General features: G+C 72.6%; 17 protein-coding genes and 1 tRNA gene. 12 read left to right on the forward strand and 6 right to left on the reverse strand.

From position 1 onward, the window contains the following. Positions 1-442: 442 nt before the first annotated feature. Positions 443-526, forward strand: a tRNA-Leu gene (locus AC2XR2_RS22985). A 275-nt stretch (positions 527-801) separates the two neighbouring features. On the opposite strand, the gene AC2XR2_RS22990 is transcribed toward AC2XR2_RS22985, so the two are convergent. Together AC2XR2_RS22990 and AC2XR2_RS22995 are read right to left on the reverse strand one after the other, a co-directional pair. Continuing rightward, positions 802-3,243, reverse strand: a complete 2,442-nt coding sequence (locus AC2XR2_RS22990; RefSeq protein ID WP_491516158.1) for an FtsX-like permease family protein — start codon at positions 3,241-3,243, stop codon at positions 802-804. Beyond that, entirely contained in the window at positions 3,237-3,974 is a 738-nt protein-coding gene (locus tag AC2XR2_RS22995; protein WP_491516159.1) for an ABC transporter ATP-binding protein, read from the reverse strand. The genes AC2XR2_RS22990 and AC2XR2_RS22995 overlap by 7 nt, the downstream gene beginning before the upstream one ends. 602 nt (positions 3,975-4,576) lie before the next feature. Here AC2XR2_RS22995 and AC2XR2_RS23000 point away from each other — a divergent pair. The 3 genes from AC2XR2_RS23000 (at position 4,577) to AC2XR2_RS23010 (ending at position 7,432) form a co-directional block, all read left to right on the forward strand. After that, entirely contained in the window at positions 4,577-6,028 is a 1,452-nt protein-coding gene (locus tag AC2XR2_RS23000) for a DUF2252 domain-containing protein (RefSeq protein ID WP_449348740.1), read from the forward strand. A gap of 208 nt (positions 6,029-6,236) precedes the next feature. Further along, entirely contained in the window at positions 6,237-7,046 is an 810-nt protein-coding gene (locus AC2XR2_RS23005; RefSeq protein WP_330265714.1) for a J domain-containing protein, read from the forward strand. A gap of 56 nt (positions 7,047-7,102) precedes the next feature. Continuing rightward, positions 7,103-7,432, forward strand: a complete 330-nt coding sequence (locus AC2XR2_RS23010) for a rhodanese-like domain-containing protein (protein WP_449348911.1) — start codon at positions 7,103-7,105, stop codon at positions 7,430-7,432. A gap of 193 nt (positions 7,433-7,625) precedes the next feature. On the opposite strand, the gene AC2XR2_RS23015 is transcribed toward AC2XR2_RS23010, so the two are convergent. Further along, complete coding sequence (locus AC2XR2_RS23015) at positions 7,626-7,808, reverse strand: hypothetical protein (protein WP_123762029.1); 183 nt, start codon at positions 7,806-7,808, stop codon at positions 7,626-7,628. Positions 7,809-7,878: 70 nt separating this feature from the next. Beyond that, a complete protein-coding gene (locus AC2XR2_RS23020) occupies positions 7,879-9,021 on the reverse strand; it encodes an acyl-CoA dehydrogenase family protein (RefSeq protein ID WP_491516160.1) in 1,143 nt (380 codons plus the stop codon). 411 nt (positions 9,022-9,432) lie between these two features. Between AC2XR2_RS23020 and AC2XR2_RS23025 the strand changes: the two genes are divergently transcribed. The 3 genes from AC2XR2_RS23025 to AC2XR2_RS23035 are packed head-to-tail and all read left to right on the forward strand — an operon-like array spanning position 9,433 to position 12,253. Then, on the forward strand, positions 9,433-10,248 hold the full coding sequence (locus AC2XR2_RS23025) for a DUF5819 family protein (protein WP_491516161.1): 816 nt from the start codon (positions 9,433-9,435) through the stop codon (positions 10,246-10,248). Beyond that, positions 10,245-11,498, forward strand: a complete 1,254-nt coding sequence (locus AC2XR2_RS23030) for an HTTM domain-containing protein (RefSeq protein ID WP_491516162.1) — start codon at positions 10,245-10,247, stop codon at positions 11,496-11,498. The genes AC2XR2_RS23025 and AC2XR2_RS23030 overlap by 4 nt, the downstream gene beginning before the upstream one ends. Beyond that, on the forward strand, positions 11,495-12,253 hold the full coding sequence (locus AC2XR2_RS23035) for a TrmH family RNA methyltransferase (RefSeq protein WP_491516163.1): 759 nt from the start codon (positions 11,495-11,497) through the stop codon (positions 12,251-12,253). Before AC2XR2_RS23030 ends, AC2XR2_RS23035 begins: the two co-directional genes overlap by 4 nt. On the opposite strand, the gene paaN is transcribed toward AC2XR2_RS23035, so the two are convergent. Further along, positions 12,250-13,941: a phenylacetic acid degradation protein PaaN gene (gene paaN / locus AC2XR2_RS23040; RefSeq protein WP_381299783.1), complete on the reverse strand. Its 1,692-nt coding sequence runs from the start codon at positions 13,939-13,941 to the stop codon at positions 12,250-12,252. The two genes, AC2XR2_RS23035 and paaN, sit on opposite strands and share 4 nt — an antisense overlap. Positions 13,942-14,100: 159 nt before the next feature. On the opposite strand from paaN, the gene AC2XR2_RS23045 reads away from it, so the two are divergent. Together AC2XR2_RS23045 and AC2XR2_RS23050 are read left to right on the forward strand one after the other, a co-directional pair. Continuing rightward, positions 14,101-15,618 (forward strand): 3-hydroxyacyl-CoA dehydrogenase, encoded by a 1,518-nt coding sequence (locus AC2XR2_RS23045; protein ID WP_491516164.1) that lies wholly within the window; start codon positions 14,101-14,103, stop codon positions 15,616-15,618. After that, positions 15,615-16,205 carry a TetR/AcrR family transcriptional regulator gene (locus AC2XR2_RS23050; protein ID WP_330265706.1) on the forward strand — a complete coding sequence of 197 codons (591 nt, stop codon included), beginning with the start codon at positions 15,615-15,617 and terminating at the stop codon, positions 16,203-16,205. Before AC2XR2_RS23045 ends, AC2XR2_RS23050 begins: the two co-directional genes overlap by 4 nt. 30 nt (positions 16,206-16,235) lie before the next feature. On the opposite strand, the gene AC2XR2_RS23055 is transcribed toward AC2XR2_RS23050, so the two are convergent. Beyond that, entirely contained in the window at positions 16,236-16,721 is a 486-nt protein-coding gene (locus AC2XR2_RS23055; RefSeq protein ID WP_330269666.1) for an Lrp/AsnC family transcriptional regulator, read from the reverse strand. 190 nt (positions 16,722-16,911) lie between these two features. Here AC2XR2_RS23055 and pdhA point away from each other — a divergent pair, with 190 nt between their 5' ends. The 3 genes from pdhA to AC2XR2_RS23070 are packed head-to-tail and all read left to right on the forward strand — an operon-like array spanning position 16,912 to position 20,437. Beyond that, positions 16,912-18,057: a pyruvate dehydrogenase (acetyl-transferring) E1 component subunit alpha gene (gene pdhA, locus AC2XR2_RS23060; RefSeq protein ID WP_491516165.1), complete on the forward strand. Its 1,146-nt coding sequence runs from the start codon at positions 16,912-16,914 to the stop codon at positions 18,055-18,057. After that, on the forward strand, positions 18,054-19,058 hold the full coding sequence (locus AC2XR2_RS23065) for an alpha-ketoacid dehydrogenase subunit beta (protein WP_449348743.1): 1,005 nt from the start codon (positions 18,054-18,056) through the stop codon (positions 19,056-19,058). The genes pdhA and AC2XR2_RS23065 overlap by 4 nt, the downstream gene beginning before the upstream one ends. Further along, entirely contained in the window at positions 19,058-20,437 is a 1,380-nt protein-coding gene (locus AC2XR2_RS23070; protein ID WP_491516166.1) for a dihydrolipoamide acetyltransferase family protein, read from the forward strand. The genes AC2XR2_RS23065 and AC2XR2_RS23070 overlap by 1 nt, the downstream gene beginning before the upstream one ends. The last annotated feature ends 6 nt before the right edge of the window (positions 20,438-20,443 follow it).

Below are 20,443 nucleotides of genomic sequence, written 5' to 3' on the forward strand. Positions count from 1 at the left end.
CCTGGGTACTGCGCCGGCTGCTGCTTACCTGGTACTGCTTACTGATCGTATCCACGCGCCGGTGAATCGGCTGGTTCCCCCTGTCGGCACGGTCGACGGGTGTCGACGCCTCCGAAGTTCCCTGTGGAGCTCGTCTTCGAACTCCGCTGTCGAACTCCTCTGTCAAGGATCGTAGAGGCGGCCGCAGACCAGTGTCCCGCACCTGACTGTGGACCCCGACCGGCTCCTGGGCGGACGGGGGCTACCGGTACGAGGTTGATACGTGAACCGGCACAGGTTGATACGTGGCCGGCGGCACCCCGGTTCGGCGGGCGCACGCGTACCCGCTGGTGGGCGGCTGCCCACGGATAAGCGATGTGAACCCACCCCCTCCAGCGTGCTAATGTTCTGCGTGTCGGAAGGCGCCGGACCGCAAGGCGAGGGGCCCGAGGACACACCCAATGCGCGGGTGGCGGAATAGGCAGACGCGCTGGATTCAGGTTCCAGTGCCCGCAAGGGCGTGGGGGTTCAACTCCCCCCTCGCGCACAGCGAAGAACCGACGGAACGGGTCTTCACCGGTGACGAAAGTCACAGGTGGGGGCCCGTTCCTCGTTGCGTGATGGCTATGGCTCGGACGGTGGCATGGCAGGGTCCCGGCGGTGAGGTATCTCACGACCGGGGCCCTTCTTTGTTGGGCTGCGGCAGCGATTTCTTTCGCTGTTTCACGTGAAACATTCGCTGTACGGCCTTGGCGGGCAAGCGAGTTGATGCTTCACGTCGGCCGGGGCGGGGGGGAGGTGCCGACCGGCGCCGTCGTGGGGTCACTCGCGGATGCCGGCCAGCTCCACCGCCCGGCGCCGCATGGCCAGCCCGGCCGGGGCGACGGAGAACACCACGGCGAGTACCGCACACGCACCCACGGTCGCCCCGAGCTCCGCCCACGGCAGCCGGACCGGGCTCCCCACCGACAGCAGACCGAGCGCGCTCCACATGCCCGCCAGGTTGAGCCCGGCGACCAGGAGGCCGAGTACTCCGCCCACCGCGACGACCATCAGCGCCTCACCGGCGACCAGCCGCAGCACCTGCCACGGGGTGGCCCCGGCCAGTCGGAGGACGGCCAGGTCGCGCACCCGGTCGGAGGTCGCCATGACCATGGTGTTGGCCAGGGAGATCCCGGTGTAGAGCAGGGCGATACCGAGGACCAGCAGGAAGCCGTACCGGGTGGTCCGGCTGGTCTCGGGATAACTGGCCCGCACCCACTGGTCCTTGGTGAAGACCCGCCCGCCGGTCCTGGCGAGTGCGGTGGCCACGGCGGACGCGTCGGCCCCCTCGGTCAGGGAGACGTCCACCCGGTCGACGCTCGCGCCGGGGGCGTTGGCGGGGGTGACGTAGGCGCCGTTGTTGCCGGTGCCGGTCGTCATCACGGCGGCGATCCGCAGCGACTTCCTGGTGCCGTCCCCGAGCCACACGTCGACCCGCTGGCCGACGGTGTGCTTCTCCCACTCCTCGTTGACGATGATCGAGTCGTCGTCGAGGTCGCTCACCTTCCCGGCGGCCAGGGGCAGACGGACGGTCCTCGCCAGCGGTCCCGCGTCGGCCGCGCGGGCCTCGGACCTGATGAGGGCGACGCCCTCCTCCAGGACGTACACGGCACTCGACGAGGTCACCGAGACCTCGGCGCCCTTCACCGCTTCGAGTTCCTTCACGGTCGCCGCGTCGAACCCGGCGCCCCCGGGCGGAGTGACGACGAACGAGGCTGCCGTCTGCTCGCGCGTCTCCGTGGCCTTCGCCTCGTCGAGCGTGGCCGTGGCGCCCAGCAGCGAGCCCGCGAGGGCGACCGTGACGAGTACGGGTGCCGCGATGGCCGCCGTACGGCGGATGCCCGCGGCCGCGTTCTCCCGCACCAGCATCCCGCCCGCGCCGGGCAGCTGGGCCGGAAGCCAGGCGATCAACCGGGTGAGCGGACGCACCAGGACCGGCGTGAGCAACGCGATCGCGGTGATCAGCAGCATCGGACGGCTCACATAGGTCTTGCGGTGCAGCAGCTCGCCGGGGTCGGAGACCAGCGCGAGGCCGAGTGTCACGGCGGCGGTCAGCAGCAGGCCCGCCCCGAACAACCAGCGGCCCCAGGTCATCGCCTTGGTGTCCACGGACGCCTCGCGCAGCGCCTGAGTCGGCCCGGTGCGTCCGGCACGCCAGGACGCGGCGATCACTCCGAGCAGCGCGACGAGCAGACCGGTCCAGAAGGCCATGTGGTACGGCCAGGTGTAGTCGCCGATGGTGAACCAGCCGGGTGCGAGTCCGCCGTCGACCACCCACGCGGCGAGCTTCGGGGCGCCGTACGCGCCGAGCACACAGCCGGTCGCCGACGCCAGTACGCCCACCACCAGGGCCTCCGCGAACACCATCCGCCGGACCTGGCCGGGCGTGGCCCCCGCGGTGCGCAGCAGGCCGAACTCCCGGCGCCGCTGGGCGACCGCGAAGGCGAACGTGGACGCCACCACGAACACCGACACGAACGCGGTGACCCCGCCCGCGGTGCCGAACATGGCGTTCATCGCGGTCAGGGCTTCGCGGTCGCGGTCCGGGTCGGCGTCGGCGAGGCGGCGGTCGGTGCCGGTGAGGACCCGGAGGTCCTGGTCGCCGACGGCCGCCCGCACCTCGGACGCGTCCGCCCGCACCACCAACTGGGTGCTCCTCGACGCCAGTTCGGCGGCACGGGCGTCGGTGTAGAAGACGGCGTTCTCGAAGCCGCGCGAGGCGACGGTGCCGACGACCGTGAGGGGCCCGCGGTCGGTCGTGACCCGCTCACCGGGCCGCGCCCAGTCGCCGGTGACGACGACCTCGCCGGCGGCGCGGGGAGCACGGCCCGCGTCGATCTCGTACGGCGCGAAGGCGGCCGTGGACCAGGGGTGGCCGACGAGATCGCCGGGACCCTCGGCGGCCCGCACGGGGAACGAACGGTCCTCGACGACCGTGCCGAGCCGGCGCAGCTTCGCCACGGTCGCCTCCGGTACCTCGCGCGGGTGGGCGAGTTTCCGGGTGCGGTCGCCGATCGGGGTCGGCACGGACAGGGTGTCCTGTCCCCGGACGACGACCGGTGCCGCGGCGAACCGTTCCGGCTGCCGTTCGGGCGCGTCCAGGGAGGAGGCGAGGGCCAGGCCCATCACGGCGAGCAGCGCGACGCCCAGCGAGAGCGCGACGAAGCTGCCGACGAAGGTGACCCAGCGGGTGCGCAGGGTGCACAGGGCGACGCTCAGCACGGCACGGCCTCCAGCTTGGTCATACGGGCCGCGATGTCGTCCGCGCTCGCGCCGGTCAGCTCCCCGTTGACGCGGCCGTCCACGAGGAAGACCACGCGGTCGGCGTAGGAGGCGGCCACCGGGTCGTGGGTGACCATGATGACCGTCTGGCCCTCGCGGTCGACCATGGAGCGCAGCAGGGTCAGCACCTCGCGGCTGGTCCGCGAGTCCAGGGCACCGGTCGGCTCGTCGCCGAAGAGCACCTCGGGGCGGGTGATCAGGGCACGGGCCAGGGCGACGCGCTGCTGCTGGCCGCCGGACATCTCGGTGGGGCGGTGCCGGGCGCGGTCACCGAGGCCGACCTGCTGGAGCACCTCACGGACCCGGGCCCTGGCGACCCGCCGGCCGGCCAGCCGGAGCGGCAGGGCGACGTTCTGCTCGGCGGTCAGCGCGGGCAGCAGGTTGAACGCCTGGAACACGAAGCCGATGCGCTCGCGCCGCAGCAGAGTCAGCTTGGTCTCGCTGAGCCCGGTCAGCTCCGTACTGCCCACCGAGACCGAGCCCGAGGTGGGGCGGTCCAGGCCGGCGGCGCACTGCAGGAGGGTCGACTTGCCGGAGCCGGAGGGGCCCATGACGGCGGTGAAGGTGCCGCGGGGGAAGGAGAGGGAGACCTGGTCCAGGGCGGTGACGGTGCTGTCGCCCGACCTGTAGCTCCTGCTGACGGAGCGCAACTGGATGGCGTCGTTGTTCATCTGTCCCTACTCGTTCGGTGTCGGTCTTCCCGCGGGTCTGGGCGGGGCGGAGGGTTTGGGGGGTTCGGGGAGGGGGTGCTGGGTCAGGCGTGGCGGGGTGGCGGGGTGGCGGGGTTCACGGATCACAGACGCCGACGTCGCCGTGCGCCGCGCCCGCTGCTCCGCCGGCCAAGCCGTCATCCGGGTGCCGCCTCTCTCGTCTCCTCGGTGGCTCCACCAAACCGGCTGAGGGCACCCGGGAGCAGTGCGGCAGGGACGAGACTTGGGGTAGGGCTGGGCATACCCACGGTGCTCGGGCGGGCTCACCGGGCCGTCCGGGGACACCGCTGTGCTCCTGATGGCGGCAAGCAGCGACGCGTACGGCCGCCCTCGCTACCTGTGCCACACCTGTGCCACGCGCTCGTGCGCCTGAAGAAGACGTCGTGCGACGCGACCGTGTGGACGTGGATCAGGCTGTGGACAAGTCGGGCCGGCGGATCGGAGTTGTCCACAGGGTCTGACGCGTTTCGGCTGGTGGTTGTACGGTCGGCACGAGTTGATGATCCTGATGCGCGGACCGGACAGCGGACCGGCGCGGAGCCAGTTACGGGGAGGCGGTCGATGTGACCGAGACCGGTGTGGGGGCCCAGGCCGGGGCGGCGGCGGAGTCCGTCGGGAGTGCGGCACGGCGGCCCGTCGTGCGCGGCTTCGCCCGGTGGCCCGAGGGCTCGCACCAGGACTCGCCCAAGAAGCAGGGCAAGGCGCTGCGCGAGAGCGTTCCGCGCAGTGCCCATGCCGCGCTCGACCTGGACATCTCCCGTCCCGGCGCGGTCGACGCCGTCGAGGAGTCGAGCCGCGGCCGCATCCCCGAACTCACCCCGCTGCGGGTGGGACGGATGGCGGCCACTCCGTTCGCCTTCCTGCGCGGCTCCGCGGGCCTCATGGCGTACGACCTGGCCCGCACCCCGATGACCAGGATCCGCGCCCAGATCTGCGGTGACGCCCACGCGGCCAACTTCGGCCTGTACGGCGACGCCCGCGGCGACCTGGTCATCGACCTGAACGACTTCGACGAGACGGTGCACGGCCCTTGGGAGTGGGACCTCAAGCGGCTCGCCGCCTCCCTGGTCCTCGCCGGCCGGGAGATCGGCGCCGACGAGGACACCTGCCGCGCGGCGGCCCACGGCGCGGTGGGCGCGTACCGGCGCACCATGCGGCTGCTGGCCAAGCTGCCGGTGCTGGACGCGTGGAACGCCATCGCGGACGAGGAACTCGTCTCCCACGCCAACGCCCACGACCTCGTCGGCACGCTGGAGCGGGTCTCGGAGAAGGCGCGGGCCAACACCAGCGGGCGTTTCGCGGCCAAGTCGACGGAGCCGACCGAGGACGGTGGCCGGCGGTTCGTGGACGCCCCGCCGGTGCTGCGCCGGGTGCCGGACGCGGAGGCCGCGGCGGTGGCCGAGTCCCTGGAGCACTACCTCAGCACGCTCTCCGAGGACCGCCTGCCGCTGCTGGCCCGGCACGCGGTGCACGACGTGGCGTTCCGCGTCGTCGGCACGGGCAGCGTGGGCACCCGCTCCTATGTCGTCCTGCTGCTGGACCACCGGGGCGAACCACTGGTCCTGCAGGTCAAGGAGGCCAGGCCCTCGGCCCTGCTGCCCCACCTGGTCACCGCGGGCTTCGAGGCCCCGGAGGTCGACCACGAGGGCCGCCGGGTGGTGCTGGGCCAGAAGCGGATGCAGGTCGTCAGCGACAACCTGCTGGGCTGGACCACCGTCGAGGGCCGCCCCTTCCAGGTCCGCCAGTTCCGCAACCGCAAGGGCAGCGTCGACCCCGCCGCCCTCTCCGCCGACCAGGTGGACGACTACGGCCGCATGACCGGCGCCCTGCTGGCCCGCGCCCACTCCCACAGCGCCGACCCCCGCCTGATCTCCGGCTACTGCGGCAAGAACGACGAACTCGACGAGGCGATCGCCACATTCGCCGTCACCTACGCCGACCGCACGGAGGCGGACCACGGGGAGCTGGTGGCGGGGATCAGAGCGGGGAGGGTGGCGGCGGAGACGGGGGTGTGAGGAGGAGACGGGGGTGTGCGGAGGCGGCGGGTGTGCGGAGGCGGGGTGTGAGGAGGCGATGCCGTCTTGACGGCCGGTGCTCGCACCCACCCCCGAGGGGCGCGGGGAACCGCGCGACCAGCCGCAACCCCAGCCGTGCCTGCCCGGCCGCCTCACCTGGCAACCCCGGATGGCGTCCGCCCCACACCGGCACGGTTACGCTGTCCGGATGACGTCCCCGGAAACCGACGGCCCGGCCGCCGCAGGTACCGCGCGGCTGGAGCGGGCCGTGCGGGCCGCCGAGCAGGCGCTCATCGAGTACGAGATCGCGGTGGAGACCTTCCGCATCGAGGTGGAGAACTTCTCCCGCCTGCACCACCAGAGGCTCGGCCCCATGTACGCCCGCCTCGACGAGCTGGAGGCGCGGATCGCCGAGGCCCGGGCCGCCCGTACCGGTGATCCCGAGGACCTGCGCAAGGCGGAGGAGGCCCGCGCGCGGGTGCTGCCGATGCCCGGTGTGGAGGAGCTGTTCCACGGCTGGATGGACGGGGAGGGACTCTTCCCGGAGGCCGCCGCGATGCTCACCGACCAGCCGGTGCGGCCCCCGCAGCGGGTGCGCCCCAGCGACGAGGCCCGCAAGCTCTACCGCGAGCTCGCCCGCAAGGCCCACCCGGACCTCGCCCAGGACGACACCGAGCGGGCCCGGCGCGAGGAGTTCATCACCCGGGTCAACGCGGCCTACTCCCTGGGCGACGAGCCGCTCCTGCGGGAGCTGGCCGAGGAGTGGGCCGCCGGGCCCAAGCCCCCGGAGCAGGGCCCCACGCCCAGCGAGGAGCTGTACGCCCGCCTGGAATGGCTGTCCCAGCGCAAGGAGCTGCTGTCGGTGGTCGCGCGGGAGCTGGAGGAGAGCGCGATCGGCTCGATGCTCCGGATGGCACCGGACGACCCCGACCAGCTCCTCGAGGAGATCGCCGAGCAGCTCCTGGCCGACGTCTCCGCGCGCGAGGCGGAGCTCGCGGAGCTGCTCGCACAGGAGTGACCGGCGGCGCCCCGAGGGCTTCGGGTAGCGTCGGCACCATGAATTTCGGTGGTGGTGTGCCCACGGTCCAGGTCACGGACCTCAAGGACGACGATTTCCTGCTGGACGTCCGCGAGGACGACGAGTGGCAGGCGGGGCACGCCGAAGGGGCGCTGCACATCCCCATCAGTGAGTTCGTGGCCCGCTACGGCGAGCTGACCGAGGCCGCCCCGCAGGACGGCAGCGTGCACGTGATCTGCCGGTCCGGCGGCCGCTCGGCCCAGGTCACCATGTACCTGGCCCAGCAGGGCATCGACGCCGTGAACGTCGACGGCGGCATGCAGCTGTGGGCCGAGGTGGGCCGGCCTGTGGTGACGGACGACGGCCGGCCGGGTTTCGTGCTTTAGCCTCCGGCGGTTGTGCGGGGCTGGGGTTCTGGGGTTCCGGCGGGTCTGTGAGGCTGGGGTTCTGGGGTTCCGGCGGGTCTGTGGGGCCGTGGTTCCGCGGCTCAAGCGGTTTCGTGGGGCCGGTGATTCTGCAGCTCAGTCGGTTCTGTGCGTCCCACTGTCCTGTGCCTCCGCCGGTTCCGCGGTGAGGCGCTCAGTTGTCCTGGCCGGTCGGGTTTCGGTCGTAGCGGCTGGCGCGGCGGGCCAGTTCGCCCGTCGCGAGGGTCGCGGCCGACACCGCGCGTGTCCAGCGTGGGCCGCCCCGGGCCGCCCACCAGACGCAGACACAGCCCCCGATGGTGAGCACGAGGACGCCGGACAGGGCGAGCAGCATCATGCTCGGCCTCCTTCGGTCGGAGCGGTTCCGTCATCCTCTCAGTCGCCGATCAAGGGCCCCGCGGTTTCACCTATCCCAGAGAATGTGCCGCCAGCAGATCCCCCAACGCCTCCTCGTGCGCCGCCGCCGGGCCCAGGGACAGCTCCAGATGCTTGGCCCAGGCGTGGTAGCGGTGCAGCGGGTAGTCGACGTCGGCGCCGAAGCCGCCGTGCAGATGCTGTGCCGTCTGCACCACCCGCCGTACCCCCTCCGAGGCCCAGATCTTCGCCACGGCGACGTCCCCCGCGACCGGCAGCGCGCCGCGCGCCCCGGAGGAGAGCCGCCACGCGGCCTGCCACAGCGTGACCTCCATCGCGCGCAGGTCGATGTACCGGTCGGCGGCCTGCACGGCCACGGCCTGGAAGGTGGCGACCGGGAACCCGAACTGCTCGCGCTTGCTGGTGTATTCGCTGCTCATCCGCAGCACCCGCTCGCCCAGGCCGAGCGCCAGCGCGCACGTCCCCGTGGTCAGCAGGTCCCGCAGCCACTCCCAGGCGCCCTCGACGTCGATCACGTCCCGCGCACCGATCCGCACCGAGTCCAGCCGCAGCTCGCCCAGCCGCTCCCCGCTGGTGGAGAACTGCTCGCCGAGCGCAACCCCGTCATGGGCCCGGGGCACCAGGGCGAGGACGGTGCGGTCAGCCGCGGTGTGCGCGGGGACGACGACGAAGTCCGCGTCGTACACCCACGGCACCGCCGTGTGCACCCCGTCCAGGACCCAGTCGGCGCCCTCGCCCTCCCCCTGGCGCGCGGTGACGGCGAGTTCGGCGGGGTCGTGGCCGGTGCGGCCGCTCGCGGCGACGGTCAGCACGATCTCCCCGCGCCCGGCCCGCTCCAGCAGTTCCGCCTTCAGCTCCTGACCGCCGTAGGCCTGTACGGCTGCCAGGGCCGCGCTGTTCTCCAGCAGCGGCACCCGTGCCAGCACCTTCGCCGACTCCCGCAGCACCAGGCACAGCGCGACCGCGTCCAGGCCGGCTCCGCCGTACTCCTCCGCCGCCAGCAGGCTCAGCAGGTCCGCGTCGGCGAGCCTGGACCACAGCGCGCGGTCGAACGCGTCGGCCACGGCGCCCGTGGTGAGCGCCGGGGACGGCACCGCGTCGGGGGCGACGTCGGCGAACACTCCCCGCGCCGCCTCGGCCGCCGCCTGCTGCTCCTCGCTGAAGGTGAAGTCCACGGTCCCTGTCCTTCCGACGGGTCGGCAGATCGGGTCAGCTGATCTGACGGTCCGTCAAGATAGAACAGGTTCTAGAAGAAGGGAACGGTCGGCCGGGGGCTGACCCGGCGGGTGAAGCGGGTGCCGGATGGCGACCGATCGTTCGGTTTGTGTGGGGTTCATGGTTGCGTGCGGCGCCGTAAGGTGTCCACCGCTGTGGAAAACCCACGGCCGTCGCCTGTGGAAAACCGGGCCGGGAGTGAGAACGGCCACGGTGGGGGCTTCTCACAAGGGCTGTGCGGGGCGGTCGGGCCTGAGTACCGTGCCGGTGCGAGCCACCGCGGCGAGGCGGGTGCGGGCGCCGGTCACGGTGTCGCGGCGCCCTGCGTGCCGGGCCGGCCGCGGGACGACCGGATTCGGGAACGGGGCGGAATGGACGCGTACGACGAAGGCTCGAACGCCCGGCGAAGCCCGGACGCCCCGAGCGCCACCCCGGGCCACACCGAGCCGACCGGCGTCACCAGCCCTGCCGAACCGACAGACCCCACCCCCACCCCGATACGCCCGCCCCACCCCACCCCGCACCCGCATCCCGACCCCCGCACCGGCATAGCCGCCCTCTCCCTCCGGTACCAGATCGGTGTCGCCCTGTCGCTCGCCGTCGTCGCCGTCGTCGTCTGTGTGCATATCGGGATGGTGTTCCTGCACGTCGCGCCCCCGAACACGGTGACCAAGCAGCACGGCACGGCGGTCGACGACTGGATCTACCCGGAGTTCGAGCAGAACTGGAAGCTGTTCGCGCCGAACCCGCTGCAGCAGAACATCGCGGTGCAGGTCCGGGCCCGGATCCGCGGGGCCGACGGGGGCAGCCGTACGACGGGCTGGTACGACCTGTCCGCCCAGGACGGCAGGGCCATAGACGGCAATCCGCTGCCCAGCCACACCCAGCAGAACGAACTGCGCCGCTCCTGGGACCTCTTCGTCGCCACGCACGACGCGAACAACCGTCCGATCGGCCTGCGCGGCACCCTGTCCGAGACGTATCTGCGCCGCATCGTGGTGCTCCGCCTGGAGCGCGAGGACGCCACCGCGCGGGGTGACGTTCTCGTGAGCGTCCAGGTGCGCTCCCGGACCTCCAACGTCCCGCCGCCGAAGTGGAGCGACGAGAAGGTCTCGGTGCAGCCGGTCTACCGGGAACTGTCCTGGTGGCCCGTGACGGCCGACGACACCGAGGGGAGCGTCCGGTGAACCGCTTCGCTCTCGCGGTGTCGACCGCGATCGCCCGTGTCACCGAGGCTGCCCTCGGCCCCTACCAGAGCGCGATGATCCGCATCGGCTTCAGCGCGACCTGGCTGCTGTTCCTGCTGCGCGAGCTCCCGCACCGCCAGGAGCTCTACGGCCCCGACGGCCCCTGGAACTGGAACCTCGCCGAGCAGCTGATCTCGACCAATGGCGCGTTCACCACCCTGATGTGGTCCAGCGGACAGTTCTGGTTCGAGACCGTGTATGTGCTTGCCGTCCTGTCGAGCCTCCTGCTGCTGCTCGGCTGGCACACCCGCGCGGTGTCCGTCCTGTTCATGGTCGGGGTGCTCTCGCTCCAGAACCGCAGCGTCTTCATGGGCGACGGCGGCGACAACGTCCTGCACCTGATGTCGATCTACCTCGTCCTCACCCGCTGCGGCCAGGTCTGGTCGCTGGACGAGCGGCGGGCCCGGCGCACCCGTGAGGCACACGCGCGTGGCGAGCACGTCGTCGACCGGGCCGGCCCGGCGCTGTGGGGCGTCCTCGGGCTCGTGCTGGTGTCGGCGACCCTCCTGGGCAGACTCGACGGCGACTGGGTCGTCCCGGCCCTGTTGTGGGCCCTCTGGCTGGCGCAGGCCCTGTGGTGGGCCGTCGGACGCTTCGGCCGGTCCGGTCAGTCGCGGATCATGCTCGACGTCATCGCCAACATCGTCCACAACGGCGCGCTGCTCGTGATCATGGCCGAGGCCTGTCTGATCTACGCGACCGCGGGCTGGTACAAGATCCAGGGCTCCCGCTGGCAGGACGGCACCGCGGTCTACTACCCCCTCCACCTGGAGTCCTTCTCGCCATGGCCCGCTCTCGCCGACCTGCTGGCGGCGAACGGCCTCATGGTGATGCTGGTGACGTACGGCACGGTCGCCGTGCAGGTCGCCTTCCCGTTCACCCTGTTCAACCGGCGGGTCAAGAACGTCCTGCTGGCGGTGATGATCACCGAGCACGCGGTGATCGCGGTCGTCCTCGGCCTGCCGTTCTTCTCGCTGGCGATGATCGCCGCCGACTCGGTCTTCCTGCCGACATCGTTCCTGCGCCGCCTCGGAGACGGAGCCGCACGCGTGCGTGCCCGGCTGCGGACACGGCTCGGGGGCGGCGCGGGCACCCCGATCCCGCGGCCACCGAAGCAGCGCACTCCGAAGGAACCGGGCCGGGAGAACCCCGAGAACCCCGATCCCGCGCACGTAGGCTTCCCCGCATGACCGGCACCGATCCCCTGAGCCTGTGGCACCGGCTCGCCGACACCTCCGTCCTGCTCGACGGCTTCCACGCCCTCAAGCACGCCCTGCGCTTCGGCGCGGAGGTCCCGGTCGCGGTCACCGCCGACCGCGGCGCCACGCTCGCCCTGGCCGACGAGCTCGCACCGGACGTACGGCAGACCCTGGCGGCGCTGCTGACGGAGGTCCCGGAGCCGGCGTACCGGGCCCTCGTCGCGCGCCCGCATCCGACGGCGGTGGCGGCCCTGGCCGTACGGCCGTCCCGGGCCGCGCACCTCGAGCAGCTGGCCCGCACGCCGCGCACCGCGCCCGTGGTGGTCCTCGACCAGCCGCGCAACCTCGGCAACGCCGGTGCCGTGATCCGCCTGGCCGCGGGTTTCGGGGCGACCGGTGTGGTCACCACGGGCACACTCGACCCCTGGCACCCGACCGTCGTGCGCGGCGGGGCGGGCCTGCACTTCGCGACCGCGGTGGAGCGCCTGACGGCCGCCGAACTGCCGCCGGGACCGCTGTTCGCCCTGGACCCGGAGGGCGACGACATCCGGGGTCTGAAGCTCCCGGACGACGCCGTCCTCGCCTTCGGCTCGGAGCGCCGCGGACTGTCATCCGACGTACGCGCGCGTGCCGATCATCTGGTGGCCCTCCCGATGCGCCCCCAGGTCTCCAGCTACAACCTGGCGACGAGCGTGGCGATGACGCTCTACCACTGGAGCCTCGGGAGCCCCGGCACGACCTCCTAGGCCTCCCGGCGCACCTCGACGACCCGGAACCGGTTCGCGACGAAGGCGCCGTCGCACAGCGCGGCGTTCGCCGCCGGGTTGCCGCCCGAGCCGTGGAAGTCGGAGAACGCGGCCGTCTGGTTGACGTACACCCCGCCGACCAGGTTCAGCGACAGCTGCGCGGCCTCCTCCAGGCAGACCTCCTGGACGGCCTCCTCGACCTCCTCGTCGGTGGTGTACGCGCCGACCGTCATCGCGCCCTTCTCGCGGATCGTCCGGCGCAGCAGCTCGACGGCGTCGGAGGCCGAGTCCACCGCCACCGCGAAGGACACCGGGCCGAAGCACTCGCTCATGTAGGCGGCCTCGTCGTCCGGCTTGGCGCCGTCCAGCTTGACGAGGACGGGGGTGCGCACGACCGCGCCCGGGAACTCCGGGTTGGCGACCTCCCGCGAGGCGAGGGCGACTTCACCGAGCCCCGCCGCGGCCTCCAGGCGTGCCTTCACGTCGGGGTTGACGATCGCGCCCAGCAGGGCGTTCGCGCGCGCGTCGTCGCCGAGGAGGCCGTCGACCGCGCGGGCGAGGTCGGCGACCACCTCGTCGTAGGTCTTGGGGCCCTCGTCGGTGCGGATGCCGTCGCGGGGGATCAGCAGGTTCTGCGGGGTCGTGCACATCTGGCCGCTGTACAGGGAGAGGGAGAACGCCAGGTTGGACAGCATCCCCTTGTAGTCGCCGGCCGACTCCACGAGCACCGAGTTGACGCCGGCCTTCTCGGTGTAGACCTGCGCCTGGCGGGCGTTGGCCTCCAGCCAGTCGCCGAACTCCGTCGAGCCGGTGTAGTCGATGATCCGGATCTCCGGGCGGGTCGCCAGGGTCTTCGCGATGCCCTCGCCGGGGCGCTCGGCGGCGAGCGCGACCAGGTTCGGGTCGAAGCCGGCCGCGCTCAGGACCTCGCGCGCCACCTGGACGGTGAGCGCGAGCGGCAGCACCGCGCGCGGGTGCGGCTTGACCAGGACGGCGTTGCCGGTGGCGAGGGAGGCGAACAGGCCCGGATAGCCGTTCCACGTCGGGAAGGTGTTGCAGCCGATGACCAGGCCGATCCCGCGCGGGACCGGCGTGAACCGCTTGGTGAGCGCGAGCGGGTCGCGCTTGCCCTGCGGCTTGGTCCACTCCGCGGTGTCGGGGGTGCGGACCTGCTCCACGTACGCGTACGCCACCGCCTCCAGGCCGCGGTCCTGCGCGTGCGGGCCGCCCGCCTGGAACGCCATCATGAACGCCTGGCCGCTGGTGTGCATGACCGCATGCGCGAACTCGTGGGTCCGGTCGCTGATCCGCTTGAGGATCTCCAGACAGACCACCGCGCGGATCTCCGCGCCCGCGTCCCGCCAGGCCCGCCGGCCCGCCTTCATCGCGGGCAGCAGCACGTCCAGGTCCGCGTGCGGGTACTCGACGCCCAGCTCGATGCCGTACGGCGACACCTCGCCGCCCACCCAGTCGTCGGTGCCGGGCTGGCCGAGGTCGAGGCGGCTGCCCAGGAGGGCGTCGAAGGCGGCCTTGCCCGCGGCCATGTCGAGGCTGCCGTTCTCCCCGTAGGCCTTGGGGTGTTCGGGGTGCGGCGACCAGTACGCGCGGGTGCGGATCGCCTCCAGCGCCTGGTCGAGGGTGGGCCGGTGCTCGGCGATCAGCTCGTGGGCGGTCAGTTCGGCGGCCATGCGGGACCAACTCCTCGTCTTTCGAACTCTTCGTCGAGCTCATGACCTGGGCAGAACATGGGCAGGAACAGCCGGACAGAGCTAGAGTAACCGAACGATCGGTCGGGACAAGGGGGTCCGCCGCATCTGTGGAAAACCCCGTGCGGGAGGATCGCGCACATGACAGCACTCGACCTCAGCAGCCCCGTGGCCGTCGTCGGCACCGGCACCATGGGCCAGGGCATCGCCCAGGTCGCGCTGGTCGCCGGACACCCCGTGCGGCTCTACGACGCCGTCCCCGGCCGGGCCCGGGAGGCGGCCGACGCGATCGGCGCCCGCCTGGACCGGCTCGTCGAGAAGGACCGGCTCACCGCCGCCGACCGGGACGCCGCCCGCGCCCGCCTGACGGCCGCCGAGCACCTCACCGACCTCGCGGACTGCACCCTGGTCGTAGAGGCCGTCCTGGAGCGGCTGGACGTCAAGCAGGAGCTGTTCCGCGAGCTCGAGGACATCGTCGACGAGGACTGTCTGCTCGCCACCAACACCTCCTCCCTGTCGGTGACCGCCATCGGCGGCGCCCTGCGCAATCCGGGCCGCTTCGTGGGCCTGCACTTCTTCAACCCGGCCCCGCTGCTGCCGCTGGTCGAGGTGGTCTCCGGGTTCGCCACCGACGTCTCCTCGGCCACGCGCGCGTACGAGACGGCCCGCGCGTGGGGCAAGACGCCGGTCGCCTGCGCCGACACCCCCGGCTTCATCGTCAACCGCATCGCGCGGCCCTTCTACGCCGAGGCGTTCGCCATCCACGAGGCCCAGGGCGCCGAGCCCGCCACCATCGACGCCGTGCTGCGCGAGTGCGGCGGCTTCAAGATGGGCGCGTTCGAGCTGACCGACCTGATCGGGCAGGACGTCAACGAGTCCGTCACCCACTCCGTGTGGCGGGCGTTCTTCCAGGACGTGCGCTTCACGCCCTCCCTCGCCCAGCAGCGCCTGGTCGAGTCGGGCCGGCTCGGCCGCAAGAGCGGTCGCGGCTGGTACGACTACACGGAGGGCGCCGAGCGCGACGAGCCGCACACCGCGGAGCCCGCCCCGGCGCCCGCCTACGTCGTCGTCGAGGGCGACCTGGGCCCCGCGTCCGAACTGCTCGCCCTGATCCGCGAGGCGGGCATCCCGGTCCGCGAGGACGAGGAGGACCACGGCACCCGGCTGGTCCTGCCGAGCGGCGGCCAGCTCGCGCTCGCGGACGGGCAGACCTCGGTGGAGTTCCGGGACGTCGTCTACTTCGACCTCGCGCTGGACTACCGCAGGGCCACCCGCATCGCCCTGTCCGCCTCCCAGGACACCGCGCAGCAGACCCTTTCCGAGGCCGTGGGGCTCTTCCAGGCGCTCGGCAAGGCCGTCAGCGTCATCGGTGACGTGCCCGGCATGATCGTCGCCCGCACGGTCGCCCGGATCGTCGACCTCGCGCACGACGCGGTCGCCAAGGGCGTGGCCACCGAGGAGGACATCGACACCGCGATGCGGCTCGGGGTGAACTACCCCCTGGGCCCGTTCGAGTGGAGCCGCCGGCTCGGCCGCAACTGGGCCTACAGCCTCCTCGACGACCTGCACCTGCGCGACCCGTCGGGGCGGTACGCGCCCTCGCTCGCGCTGTACCGCCACGCCTACGCCTCCGACAAGCGGGAGGGCAGCACCTCATGACGACCGCCAAGCGGGACACGTACACCCCGGAGACGCTGCTGTCCGTCGCCGTCCAGGTCTTCATCGAGCGCGGCTACGACGGCACCTCCATGGAGCACCTCTCCAAGGCCGCCGGCATCTCCAAGTCGTCGATCTACCACCACGTGACCGGCAAGGAGGAGCTCCTGCGCCGGGCCGTCAGCCGGGCCCTCGACGGTCTCTTCGGCATCCTCGACGAGGAGCACGCGCGCGTGGGCCGCGCCTCGGACCGGCTGGAGTACGTCGTGCGGCGCATGGTCGAGGTGCTGATCGCGGAACTGCCGTACGTCACCCTGCTGCTGCGGGTGCGGGGCAACACCGGCACCGAGCGCTGGGCGCTGGAGCGGCGCCGGGACTTCGACCACCGGGTCGCCGAGCTCCTGAAGGCGGCCGCGGCGGACGGCGACGTGCGCGGGGACGTGGAGGTGCGCCTGGCGACCCGCCTGGTCTTCGGGATGATCAACTCGATCGTGGAGTGGTACCGCCCGGACGGCCGCGGCATGAACGAACGCGAAGTCGCCGACGCGGTGGCCCAGTTGATCTTCGGGGGCCTGCGCAGAGCTTCCTGAAGCCGGCCCCGGACCCCGGGGCCTCCTGACTCAGCCCTGCGGCTCCAGGTCCTCCTCCTCGAAGACCAGCAGGGTGCGGGTGCTCAGGACCTCCGGGATGGCCTGGAGACGGGTGAGGACCAGTTCGCGCAGGGATCTGTTGTCCGGGGTGTGGACGAGCAGCAGGACGTCGAAGTCGCCGCCGACCAGCGCGATGTGCGAGGCCCCGGGCAGCTGCCTGAGCTGTTCGCGGACCGTGCGCCAGGAGTTCTGCACGATCTTCAGGGTGATGTAGGCCGAGGTGCCCTGGCCCGCCCGCTCGTGGTTGACGCGGGCCCCGAAGCCGCGGATGACGCCGTCCTCGACGAGCCGGTTGATGCGCGCGTAGGCGTTGGCCCGGGAGACATGCACCCGTTCGGCGACCGACCGTATCGACGCGCGCCCGTCCGCCTGGAGCATCTGGAGGATGTCCTGATCGATGGCGTCGAGCGGACGAGGGGGCGCGAGGGGGACCCCGCCCTCCGGGCCTTCGGCCATTTGTTCAGGTGCCATGTCCCCCCGCCTCCCTACCATGGACGTACTGCGTCCATCTCAGGCTGTGGAGAACCGTTTGTCCACAGCCTGAGGGGGCCTGTAGCCAAAATGTGCCGACGACCGAACAATCGGTAGGTGAGGCGCCTCACACCCGTGGTGCGTCCGAAGCCGTCTCCCACGAGGAGGTGCCGTCATGACGGTCATGGAGCAGCGGGGCGCGTACCGGCCATCGCCGCCGCCCGCCTGGCAGCCCCGCACGGACCCCGCGCCCCTGCTGCCCGACGCGGAGCCCCGTCGCGTCCTCGGCACCGACGCGGCCGCCGAGGCCGACCCGGCCCTGCTGCGCCGCCTGCACGCCGAGCTGGTCCGCGGCCGCCGCTACAACACCCAGGCCACCGCCCTCACCAAGCAGGGCCGGCTCGCCGTCTACCCCTCCAGCACCGGCCAGGAGGCCTGCGAGGTCGCCGCCGCGCTCGCCCTGGAGGACCGCGACTGGCTCTTCCCCAGCTACCGCGACACCCTCGCCGCCGTCGCCCGGGGCCTCGACCCCGTCCAGGCGCTGACCCTGCTGCGCGGCGACTGGCACACCGGCTACGACCCGCACGAGCACCGCGTGGCCCCCCTGTGCACCCCCCTCGCCACCCAGCTCCCGCACGCCGTCGGGCTCGCCCACGCGGCCCGCCTCAAGGGCGACGACGTGGTCGCGCTCGCCATGGTCGGCGACGGCGGCACCAGCGAGGGCGACTTCCACGAGGCGCTGAACTTCGCCGCCGTCTGGCAGGCTCCGGTGGTCTTCCTGGTCCAGAACAACGGCTTCGCGATCTCCGTCCCGCTCGCCAAGCAGACCGCGGCGCCGTCGCTGGCCCACAAGGCCGTCGGCTACGGCATGCCGGGCCGGCTGGTCGACGGCAACGACGCGGTCGCCGTGCACGAGGTCCTCACCGCCGCCGTACGCCACGCCCGCGCGGGCGGCGGACCCACCCTGGTCGAGGCGATCACCTACCGCGTGGACGCCCACACCAACGCCGACGACGCGACCCGCTACCGCGGCGACGCCGAGGTCGAGACCTGGCGCGGCCACGACCCGATCGCCCTCCTGGAGCACGAACTGACCGAGCGCGGGCTGATCGACGAAGCCGGCCTCGAAGCCGTACGCCAGGACGCCGAGGCCTTCGCCGCGGCGCTGCGCGACGGCATGAACCAGGACCCGTCCCTCGACCCCATGGACCTGTTCGCCCACGTCTACGCCGAGCCCACCCCGCAACTGCGCGAGCAGCAGGCCCAGTTGCGCGCCGAGCTGGAGGCCGAGCACGACTCCCACGGGGGTGCGCACCGATGACCACCGTCGCCCTCAAGCCGGCCACCATGGCGCAGGCCCTGACGCGCGCGCTCCGCGACGCGATGGCCGCCGACCCCACCGTGCACGTCATGGGTGAGGACGTCGGCACCCTCGGCGGGGTCTTCCGGGTCACCGACGGGCTCGCGAAGGAGTTCGGCGAGGACCGCTGCACGGACACCCCGCTCGCCGAGGCCGGCATCCTCGGCACCGCGGTCGGCATGGCGATGTACGGGCTGCGCCCGGTCGTGGAGATGCAGTTCGACGCCTTCGCCTACCCGGCGTTCGAGCAGCTGATCAGCCATGTCGCCAGGATGCGCAACCGCACCCGCGGCGCGATGCCGCTCCCGATCACCATCCGGGTCCCCTACGGCGGCGGCATCGGCGGCGTCGAGCACCACAGCGACTCCTCCGAGGCGTACTACATGGCGACCCCGGGCCTCCACGTCGTCACCCCCGCGACCGTCGCCGACGCCTACGGACTGCTGCGCGCCGCCATCGCCTCCGACGACCCGGTCGTGGTCCTGGAGCCCAAGCGGCTGTACTGGTCGAAGGACACCTGGAACCCGGACGACCCGCAGGCCGTTGAACCCATAGGCCGCGCGGTGGTGCGGCGCCCCGGCCGGAGCGCCACACTCATCACGTACGGGCCGTCCGTGCCCGTGTGCCTGGAAGCCGCCGAGGCCGCGCGGGAGGAGGGGTGGGACCTGGAAGTGGTCGACCTGCGCTCCCTGGTGCCGTTCGACGACGAGACGGTCGCGGCCTCCGTACGGCGGACCGGACGCGCGGTCGTCGTGCACGAGTCGGGCGGGTTCGGCGGACCGGGCGGGGAGATCGCGGCCAGGGTCACGGAGCGCTGCTTCCACCACCTGGAGGCGCCGGTGCTCAGGGTGGCCGGGTTCGACATCCCCTACCCGCCGCCGATGCTGGAGCGTCACCACCTGCCCGGCGTGGACCGGATCCTGGACGCCGTGGGGCGTCTGCAATGGGAGGCGGAGAGCTGATGGCGCAGGTGCTGGAGTTCAGGCTGCCGGACCTCGGCGAGGGCCTGACCGAGGCGGAGATCGTCCGCTGGCTGGTCGAGGTCGGCGACGTCGTCGCGGTCGACCAGCCGGTCGTCGAGGTCGAGACGGCCAAGGCGATGGTCGACGTCCCCTGCCCCTACGCCGGCGTCGTCACGGCCCGCTACGGCGAGGAGGGCAGCGAGCTTCCCGTGGGGGCGCCGCTGATCACGGTGGCCGTGGGCGCGCCGGCCTCCGGCGGTCCGGCGCAGGCCCAGGAGGGCGTGGGCTCGCAGAGCAACGGCGCGGGCGTGGGCTCGCAAGGCAACGGCTCGGGCGGGAGCTCGCAAGGCAACGGCTCGGGCAATGTCCTGGTCGGATACGGCACGTCGGAGGCGCCCGCGCGCAGGCGCAGGGTACGGCGGGAGCAGCAGGTGCTCGTGCCGGTGGACGGCCGGCCGGCGCGACCCGAACCTCCCGAGGTGATCGAGGGGCCCGTCCCCGTGATCTCGCCGCTGGTCCGCCGCCTCGCCCGCGAGAACGGCCTGGACCTCAGGGAACTCACCGGCTCCGGCCCCGACGGACTGATCCTGCGGGCCGACGTCGAGTACGCCCTGCGTGCCGCCGTCGCACCGGCGCGTACGGCGCCCGCGCCCGCCGCCACCGTGGAGACGGCCCCCGTGGCCTCCCCCGGAGGAACCCGCGTTCCCCTCAAGGGCGTCCGGGGCGCTGTCGCCGACAAGCTCTCCCGCAGCCGGACCGAGATCCCCGACGCCACCTGCTGGGTGGACGCCGACGCGACGGAACTGATGCGGGCCCGCACCGCGATGAACGCCGCCGGGGGGCCGAAGGTCTCCCTGATCGCGCTGCTCGCCCGGATCTGCACCGCCGCCCTCGCCCGGTTCCCCGAGCTCAACTCCACCGTGGACACCGCGGCCCGGGAGATCGTGCGGCTGGACGCCGTCCACCTCGGGTTCGCCGCGCAGACCGAGCGGGGACTGGTCGTGCCCGTCGTGAAGGACGCGCACGCACGGGACGCCGAGTCGCTGTCCGCGGAGTTCGCCCGGCTCACCGAGTCGGCCCGCACCGGCACCCTCACCCCGGCGGAACTCACCGGCGGCACCTTCACGTTGAACAACTACGGCGTGTTCGGCGTCGACGGCTCCACGCCGATCATCAACCACCCCGAGGCGGCCATGCTCGGCGTCGGCCGCATCGTCCCCAAGCCATGGGTGCGCGAGGGCGAGCTGGCGGTGCGCCAGGTCGTCCAGCTGTCGCTCACCTTCGACCACCGGGTCTGCGACGGCGGCACCGCGGGCGGCTTCCTGCGGTACGTGGCGGACTGCGTCGAACAGCCGGCGGTCCTGCTCCGCACGCTGTGAGCGCGG

Source organism: Streptomyces sp. LS-MS-L19, assembly GCF_058382285.1.